General features: G+C 70.4%; 5 protein-coding genes. All 5 read left to right on the forward strand.

Annotated features, from left to right (window positions below):
* Positions 1 to 242 precede the first annotated feature (242 nt).
* On the forward strand, positions 243 to 1262 hold the full coding sequence (locus JWP54_RS16970; RefSeq protein WP_297374540.1) for an adenosine deaminase: 1020 nt from the start codon (positions 243 to 245) through the stop codon (positions 1260 to 1262).
* Positions 1259 to 4882, forward strand: a complete 3624-nt coding sequence (locus tag JWP54_RS16975; protein ID WP_297374543.1) for a bifunctional proline dehydrogenase/L-glutamate gamma-semialdehyde dehydrogenase — start codon at positions 1259 to 1261, stop codon at positions 4880 to 4882. Before JWP54_RS16970 ends, JWP54_RS16975 begins: the two co-directional genes overlap by 4 nt.
* Positions 4883 to 5136: 254 nt before the next feature.
* Positions 5137 to 6138, forward strand: coding sequence for a 3-oxoacyl-ACP synthase III (locus JWP54_RS16980; protein WP_297374546.1), 1002 nt, complete (start codon positions 5137 to 5139; stop codon positions 6136 to 6138).
* Positions 6135 to 8816, forward strand: a complete 2682-nt coding sequence (locus tag JWP54_RS16985; RefSeq protein ID WP_297374552.1) for an alpha/beta fold hydrolase — start codon at positions 6135 to 6137, stop codon at positions 8814 to 8816. Before JWP54_RS16980 ends, JWP54_RS16985 begins: the two co-directional genes overlap by 4 nt.
* The coding region (locus JWP54_RS16990) for an NAD(P)-dependent oxidoreductase (protein WP_297374549.1) at positions 8813 to 9138 on the forward strand (326 nt) is incomplete at its 3' end. The genes JWP54_RS16985 and JWP54_RS16990, both read left to right, overlap by 4 nt.

Consider the following 9138-nt stretch of genomic DNA (forward strand, 5'->3'; position numbering starts at 1 on the left):
AACCCGCCCGTCACCAGGCCTCGACCCGCTCGACCGACGACCGGGAGCGCCCCCCACCGGCCGGCCGCCGCTAGCCTGCGCAACCCAGCCACCCGCCGGTCGAGCCCGTCGAAACCCCGCAAGCCGGACTCAACTTGGGCATCACCAGAAGAGCCACCCCTCACCGGGTGGCTCTTCTGCGTCAGCGCCCACCCGGGAACCGGTACGTTGAGGTACCCACTTCGATCACGCTGGAGACACCCATGACCGTCGCCCCCTGGCCCATCGCCGAACTGCACGTGCATATCGAGGGCACACTGGAGACCGAGCTGCTCGTCACGCTGGCCCGTCGCAACAACGTGCCGCTGCCCAGCTACAACCCCGACGAGCTGCGGGAGTTGTACCGGTTCACCGACCTCCAGTCGTTCCTCGACATCTACTACGCAAACCTCGCCGTGCTCCGCACCGAGGACGATTTCTACGACCTCGCGATGGCCTACCTCGTTCGGGCCGCCGGGGCCGGGGTGCGCCGGGCCGAGATCTTCTTCGACCCGCAGACCCACCTCGCCAACGGCATCCCGCTCAGCGTCGTTTTCGGCGGACTCACCCGCGCCCTCAGGGACGCCCGCCGGGACCTCGGTATCTCGGCCGACCTCATCCTGTGCTTCCTTCGCCACCTCGGCGGCGCCGCCGCGCTGGAGACCCTCGATGCGGCCGTCCCCTTCCTCGACCAGTTCATCGGTGTCGGGCTGGATTCCGCCGAGGTCGGCTTCCCGCCGTCGCTGTTCACCGAGGTCTTCGCCCGGGCCGGTGCCCTCGGACTGCACCGAGTGGCGCACGCGGGTGAGGAGGGCGGTCCCGACTACGTGCAGGAGGCGCTCGACCTGCTCGGTGCCGAACGCATCGACCACGGCATCCGAGCGATCGAAGACCCGCGACTGGTTCAGGTCCTGCGCGATCGCAGGATCCCACTCACGGTGTGCCCGTTCTCCAACGTGTCCCTGCGCGCCACGCCGACCCTGGCCGAGCATCCCCTGCCCGCCTTGATCGAGGCCGGCCTGCTCGTGACCATCAGCAGCGACGACCCCGCCTACTTCGGGGGTTACGTCGACGACAACCTCACCGGCATCGAACGCGAGTTCGGCCTCGACCCGCACCAGATGGCGACCCTGGCGCGCAATTCGTTCCTGGCAGCCTTCGTGCCGGAGGCTGAGAAACGCCGGTACATCGCGGCCGTGGACGAGCACCTCGAGGGGTTGCTGCGACTAATCTCAGGAGCATGACCAATCCCATTCCGAACGTGCAGCAGGACCTCGGTGCGGAGGTTGTGGCCCTCGTAACCAAGTGGCTGGCGGACAGCGCCGCGATCCCTGCCGACGTGTCGGCGGAGCGGTTGGCCGGCGTGCTGAAGGACCCCAACGGACTGGACTTCACGGTGGGTTTCGTGGACGGCGTCATGCGCCCGGAGGACGTCATGGTCGCCGGGTACAACCTTCAACGGGTGGCCAAGCTGGCGCCGGACTTCCTGCCGCCGGTGCTCCGCGGCGCCATCGGAGTCGGCGGTGTCATGGGCCCGGTGCTGCCCTGGCTGGTGATCCCCGCGGCCCGCAAGGTGCTGCGCCAGATGGTGGGTCACCTGGTCGTCGACGCCACCCCCGACAAGCTCGGTCCGGCGATCGCACTGCTGCGTGAATCCGGCAACCGGCTGAACATCAACCTGCTCGGCGAGGCGGTGCTCGGTGAAAAGGAGGCGCTGCGCCGCCTCAACGGCACGCGGGAGCTCCTGGCCCGCGACGACGTCGACTACGTGTCGATCAAGGTCTCCGCGATCATCAGCCAACTCTCGATGTGGGCATTCGACGAAGCCGTCGACCGTGTGGTCCTGCGGCTCACCCCGCTGTACGAGCTGGCCGCAGCATCGCCGACCCCCAAGTTCATCAACCTCGACATGGAAGAGTATCGGGATCTCGGTCTCACCATCGCGGTCTTCAAACGTCTCCTCGACCAGCCCTCCCTGCAGAACCTCGAGGCCGGCATCGTCCTGCAGGCGTACCTGCCGGATGCGCTCGGTGCGCTCCAGGACCTCACCCAGTGGGCCCATGCCCGACGCGCCGGCGGCGGCGCAGCAATCAAGGTTCGCATCGTCAAGGGCGCCAACCTGGCCATGGAGCGCGTCGACTCGGCAATCCACAGTTGGCCGCTCGCCACCTATGCAAGCAAGCAGGACACCGACACCAACTACAAGCGCGTGCTGAACTGGGCGCTCACACCCCAGAACACCGATGCCGTGCGCATCGGTGTGGCCGGCCACAACCTGTTCGACGTGGCTTACGCGCACTTGCTCGCCCAGCAGCGCGGCGTCGACGACCGGGTCGACTTCGAAATGCTCCTGGGCATGGCCACCAGCCAGGCAGAAGCGGTGAAAAAGGATGTCGGGGCTCTACTGCTCTACACGCCCGTCGTGAACCCCGCCGAGTTCGACGTGGCGATCAACTATCTGGTCCGCCGGTTGGAAGAAAACGCCAGCGACGAGAACTTCATGTCCGCGGTCTTCGAACTCGCCGACACTCCGGCGCTGTTCGACCGCGAGCAGCGGCGCTTCCTCGCCTCCCTGGCCGCCCTCGAGGCCGGGACCAAGCGCGGCCCCGTCGACGCTCCGGCACCGCATCGCCGGCAGGACCGCTCAGTGGTCGTGCCCCTGGAACCACTGCCGAGCCTGCCCGACACCCCGGCCCTCACCACCCCGCCGGCGCCCGACGACGACCCCAACCTCACCGCGATGGTGCTCGGCCTCACCAGGGGCTCGGTCTCCCGGAGCCTGTCGGTTCTCGGCGGCTTCCACAACGAGCCGGACACCGATCCGTCCCTCCCGGCCAACCGCGCCTGGGGTCGCGCAATCCTCGCCAGGGTCGAGCACTCGCGGCTCGGCGTCGACACCATCGCCCGGGCGCGCGTCACCGACGAGGAGGCGCTCGAGACGACCATCACCACCGTCATCGATGCCGCCGCCGACTGGGCCCGCAAGTCCGGGGCTGAACGGGCCGCCATCCTGCACCGGGCGGGTCACGCCCTCGCCGCGAACCGGGACCGCCTGATCGAAGTGATGGCCTCCGAAACCGGAAAGACCATCGCCGAGGGCGACCCCGAGGTCAGCGAAGCGATCGACTTCGCCCACTACTACGCCGAACGCGCCCGTGATCTCGACAGGGTGCAGGGCGCCATCTTCGTGCCCGCTCGGATGACGGTGGTCACGCCACCGTGGAACTTCCCCGTCGCCATCCCCGCCGGCGGCGTGCTCGCCGCCCTCGCCGCGGGATCCGGCGTCATCATCAAGCCCGCCACCGTCGCCCAGCGCACCGGAGCGGTGCTCGTGGAGGCGCTCTGGGAAGCCGGTGTGCCCCGGGACCTGTTGGCCCTGGTCGACCTGCCCGACCGCACGCTGGGCAACCGGCTGCTCGCCGACCCCCGGGTCGACCGGGTGATCCTCACCGGGGCATACGAGACCGCGAAACTCTTCCGCGGCCTGCGCGAAGACCTCCCGTTGCTGGCCGAGACCAGCGGCAAGAACGCGATCGTCGTCACCCCGTCCGCCGACTTCGACCTCGCGGCCGCCGACGTCATCAAGAGCGCCTTCGGCCACGCCGGCCAGAAATGCTCCGCCGCGAGCTTGGTCATCCTCGTCGGTTCAGCCGCCAGGTCCACCCGGTTCCTCGGCCAGCTGGTGGATGCCGCGACCTCCCTGCGGGTGGGCCGGCCGGCCGAGCCCGACAGCCAGATGGGGCCGATCATCGAATCGGCGGCCGGCAAGCTGCTGCACGCGCTCACCGAACTCGGCGCCGGCGAACGCTGGCTGGTTGAGCCGAAACTGCTCGACGACCCGCTGGAGACCGACGTCGGGCAGCTCTGGTCGCCCGGCATCCGCTCCGGCGTCACCGGCGGGTCCTACTTCCACCTCACCGAGTTCTTCGGCCCGGTGCTCGGCGTGATGCACGCGCGCACGCTGGCCGAAGCCATCCGCTACCAGAACGCCGTCGACTACGGGCTGACCGCCGGACTGCACTCCCTCGACGCCCAGGAGATCGCCGAATGGGTCGACACCGTGCAGGCCGGCAACCTGTATGTGAACCGGGGCATCACCGGTGCAATCGTGCAACGGCAGCCGTTCGGCGGCTGGAAGCGCTCGGCCGTCGGGCCGGGGCACAAGGCCGGTGGGCCGAATTACCTGTTCGGGCTGGGCGGTTGGATCACCGATCCCGGACGCAACAGCTCGACCCTGCACCTGCGGGGCCTCCAGGGCCGGATCACCGACCTGATCGAGGCCTCCCAGCCGTCGCTGCCCTACGAAGACTTCGACGTGTTGCGCCGCTCGGCCCTGAGCGACGCCCTCGCCTGGCGAGAAGAATTCAACGCCGTCACCGATGTCTCCGCGCTCGGGCTGGAACGGAACGTCTTCCGGTACCTTCCCCTGCCCGTCACCGTGCGGCTGGACGAGGATGGCAACCTGGCGCTGCTGATACGAGTCATCGCTGCCGCCCTGTTGTCCAAGTCGAAGTTCGTCGTCTCCAGCGCGCGGGAAATCCCGGAGCGGGTCCGCGGCGTGCTCAGGCCGCGGGACATCCCGGTGATCATCGAGACCGACGCTGAGTGGTTGGCCCGGGCCGCGGCGGGCGAGATCACCACGAGCCGGGTCCGCCTGGTCGGCAGCGATCCGCTCGCCGGGGCCTCCGAGGCCGCCTCCGCCCTGGCCCGTGCGCTCGGTGGCAGTCCCGACATCGCCGTCTACGCGCAGCCGGTCACCCAGTCCGGCCGGGTCGAACTGCTGCCCTTCCTGCGTGAGCAGGCGATCTCGATCACGGCGCATCGCTTCGGAAACCCGAGCACGCTCACCGCCGAGGTCATCTGACCCCTCGCCGCCGGCGCCATCGCATCTGGCCGGAATGGCCTAAACGGGGTACACCGGTCTCAATGCCGGGATGGCCGGAGAAAGGGCTGATAATGGAGGGTAGCCGTGGCGGAGTCCACCGGAAAAGCGCGGTCGCTGCGAGTATCAGCTACCGCACGGTTGCCACTCAGACTTCTGAGAGAAAATCGATAGGACTAGATTTGTCGCCGCTCAAAACTCGACAGGGGACCCCGTTGGACGGAAACGCAACAACGATGCACCGCAATGTCGCGTTGTTGTCGGTCGCCACGACCATCGCCCCCCGCATCACCACCTCTGAAGAGATCGACCGGCGCCTGCAGCCGGCGCTCAAGCGGCTCCGGCTGCCCAAGGGGCTGCTGCAGCGGGTCGCCGGCGTCCATGAGCGCCGCAATTGGGCAGAGGGGCAGGCGTTCGACGATGCTGCCGTCGCAGCCGGCAAACGTGCCCTCGCACAAGCCGGGGTCGACCCGAGCGAGGTGGGCCTGATGATCAACACCTCCGTCACCCGCAAGCACCTTGAGCCGTCCGTCGCGGTGCGCATCCACCACGGGTTGGGGCTGCCGTCGTCCGCGACGAACTTCGACATCGCCAACGCCTGCCTGGGCTTCGTCAACGGGATGACCCTCGCCGCCCAGCTGATCGACTCCGGCCAGATCAAGTACGCCGTGATCATCGACGGTGAGGACGCCGACGAGATCCAGACCAACACCATCGAGCGTCTGGGCCGCCCGGACATCGCCCGCAAGGACTTCATGAGCGAGTTCGCCAGCCTCACCCTCGGCTCCGGCGCCGCGGCGGCGGTGCTCGGCCCGGCGGATGCGCATCCGGAAGGCCACCGGATCCTCGGCGGCGTGACCCGGGCCGCGACCCAGTTCAACGACCTCTGCGTAGGCAGCGTCGACGGCATGTTCACCGACGCGAAGGCCCTGCTCAAGGGCGGCATGGAACTCGTCGTGTCGGCCTGGACCGAAGCCAAGCGGGACTGGAGCTGGTCGAGCATGGACCGCTACATCCTGCACCAGGTCTCGGATGTGCACACCAACGCCATTGTCAAAGCCACCGGTCTGGACCGCACCAGGGTTCCGTTGACCTACCCCAGCTACGGCAACGTGGGTCCGGCCTCGATCCCGATCACGCTGTCCCAGGAGGCCGAGCGCCTCGTACCCGGCAACCGGGTGCTGCTGATGGGCGTCGGCTCCGGCCTCAACACGGCCATGATGGAGATCACGTGGTGAGCTACCGGCTGCCGCGCGTCGCGACGGCCCAGGCTCCGGCGAGCATTCCTCCCAGCGGGCTTCCCGGGCTCGACCCGGACTGGTCACGGATCGTGGACGTGCCCGAAAGCGGCAGCAGCATCAGCCACGCCTGGCACCTCCTCGACAACGGAGAACAGCTGGCCGCGCTCGGCGTCGACCCCGTCGGCACCGTGCTGTGCGTGCACGGCAACCCCACCTGGTCGTACCTCTGGCGGGACCTCGTCGCCCAGGCCACCGACGCGGCCGCCGCCGGCCGGCCGGCCTGGCGGATCATCGCGGTCGACCAGCTCGACATGGGCTACTCGGAGCGCACCGGTGCCGCCCGGCCGCTCGCCCGGCGAGTGCAGGACCTCGACGATCTCACCGGTGTGCTCGGCCTGGCCGGCCCGGTGGTCACCTTCGGCCACGACTGGGGCGGCGTCGTCTCCCTGGGCTGGGCCGTCGACCACCCGCACCTGCTCGCCGGCGTCCTGCTGCTCAATACCGCGATCCACCAGAGCGACACCGAGGCCATTCCGGCTCCGCTCCGCATCGCGCTGGCCCGCGGCGTGCTCAGAACCGGCACAGTCCACACCCCGGCGTTCCTGGAGACCACCCTCGCCCTCGGCCACCCGGCCCTGCCCGCCGCGGTGAAGAACGGCTATCGCGCGCCGTACCGCACTCCAGCCCGCCGCGGCGGCATCGGCGGGTTCGTCGCCGACATCCCGGCGGATGCCACCCACGACAGCCACCCCGAGCTCGACCGCCTGGCCACGGCGCTTCGCACCCTCACGGTGCCGGCCCTGATGCTGTGGGGACCGCAGGACCCGATCTTCAGCGACCGGTACCTGGACGACCTTCTCGACCGGCTGCCCCACGCCGCTGTGCACCGCTTCGAGGGTGCCGGGCACCTGATCGCGGAAGACGTCGACTATGCCGGGGCGGCACTCACCTGGCTTGCCGCTGCCGTCGAGCAGCCCGCCACCGCGCCCCTGGAACAGGTCGCCGACCCCGCCGGCGAGGCCAACCCGCCCCTCTGGCGCTACCTCGACGAGCTCCAGGACAGCGACGAGACCGCCCTCATCGACATGGCGCCCGGCGCCGGCGCCGGCGCCCGCGTTGTCACCTGGCGCCTGCTCTCCCGCCGGGTGCGCGAGATCGCGGCCGGCCTCCACCAGATCGGGGTGCGCAAGGGCGACCGGGTCTCCCTGCTGGTGCCACCGAGCGCCGACCTCACCGCGGTGCTGTACGCGTGCATCCGCCTCGGCGCGATCGTCGTCGTCGCCGACGCCGGCCTCGGCCTCACCGGGCTCACCCGCGCAGTGCGCGGTGCCCGGCCCGACCACGTGATCGGGGCGCTGCCCGGCCTGATGGCCGCCCGCGCCCTCGGCTGGCCCGGCCAGAAGATCTCCACCCATCGGCTCCCCGCCGCGAGCCGTCGGGCGCTGGGCGTCTCCTATGCCCTCGCCGACCTCATCTCCCTCGGTCGCGACGAGGAATTGCCGGAGCCGCCGGTGCCCGGTGACGTCGCCGCGGTGCTGTTCACCTCCGGCTCCACCGGGCCCGCGAAGGGCGTGGTGTACACCCACGGCCAGCTGGCCGCCGTCAGCGCGGCGCTGCACACCCAGTACGGCGTCGGCCGGGGCACCGGCCTGGTAGCCGGCTTCGCGCCGTTCGCGCTGCTCGGCCCCGCGCTGGGTGCCCGTTCGGTCACTCCCGACATGGACGTCACCGCGCCCAAGACCCTCACGGCCACCGCCGTCGCAGCCGCCGTCGCAGCCATCGACGCGACAGTGGTGTTCTTGTCCCCGGCCGCGCTGGCCAACGTCGTGGCCACGCAGGGGGAGCTCGGTCCGGCCGACCACGCCGCCCTCGCAGGGGTCACCTGCTTCCTCTCCGCCGGCGCGCCGGTGTCCGAGCCGCTGCTCGCCTCCGCCGCCGCTCTGATGCCCAACGCCAGCGCACACACGCCGTACGGCATGACCGAGGGCCTGCTGATGACCGACATCACGCTCGAGGGCATCCGGGCGGCCGCCCAGGATGACTCGGCCCGCGGCCCGGGCGGCGTCTGCGTCGGCACGCCCGCCGCGACGACCCGGGTGCGCATCAGCGCGATCGACGAGACGGGCGCCGCGGTCGGCGAGCTGTCAGCGACCGCCGGTGTGACGGGTGAGATCGTGGTCTCGGCGCCCCACGTGAAGGACCACTACGACAAGCTGTGGCTGACCGACCTCGCCGCCACCCGTGAGGTCACCGCCGGCGAACGTTGGCACCGCACCGGCGACGTCGGGCACCTGGATGCCGCGGGCCGGCTCTGGGTCGAGGGCCGCCTGCCGCACGTGATCACCACGGCTGCCGGCGTCGTCACCCCCGTCGGCCCCGAGATCGCCGCGTCCGCGTTGGCCGATGTGGGCCGGGCGGCCGCCGTCGGTGTCGGGCCAGCGGGCAACCAGCAGATCGTGGTCGTCGTCGAGACGATTCCCCCGGCCGCCAAGGTGGGCCTGGCCGAGCCGGCGCTCGCCGAGGACGTGCGGATGGTCGCCGGCCATCCGGTTGCCGCGGTGCTCGTGGTTCCGCACCTGCCCACCGACATCCGCCACAACTCGAAGATCGACCGCACCCGGCTGTCCCGCTGGGCGGAGGGCGTGCTCTCCGGGGGGCGGATGGGGGAGCCGTGAGGGTCCTCGTCACCGGCGCGAGCGGCCTGCTCGGACGCGAGGTCGCCCGCCTGCTGGTACGGCAGGGTCACACCGTCACCACCTTCCAGCGCCGTGCTGCAGCGGTCGACGGCGCCACGGACCTTCCGGGGTCCGTGACCGATGACGACGCCGTCCGCTGCGCCGTTGCCGGCGCCGAGGGCGTCATCCATCTGGCCGCGAAGGTCTCCTTCACCGGCCACGCCGCTAACTTCCATGCCGTGAATGTCGAAGGAACCCGCCGGCTGCTCCGCGCGGCCCGCGAGTCCGGCGTGCGGGACCTGGTATTCGTCTCATCGCCTTC

The organism is Cryobacterium sp. (assembly GCF_025463825.1).
Classification (GTDB): domain Bacteria; phylum Actinomycetota; class Actinomycetes; order Actinomycetales; family Microbacteriaceae; genus Cryobacterium.

Coding starts and splice junctions, on each gene's coding strand:
- JWP54_RS16970 (WP_297374540.1), top strand. CDS start 243: ATGACCGTCGCCCCCTGGCCCATCGCCGAACTGCACGTGCATATCGAG.
- JWP54_RS16975 (WP_297374543.1), top strand. CDS start 1,259: ATGACCAATCCCATTCCGAACGTGCAGCAGGACCTCGGTGCGGAGGTT.
- JWP54_RS16980 (WP_297374546.1), top strand. CDS start 5,137: ATGCACCGCAATGTCGCGTTGTTGTCGGTCGCCACGACCATCGCCCCC.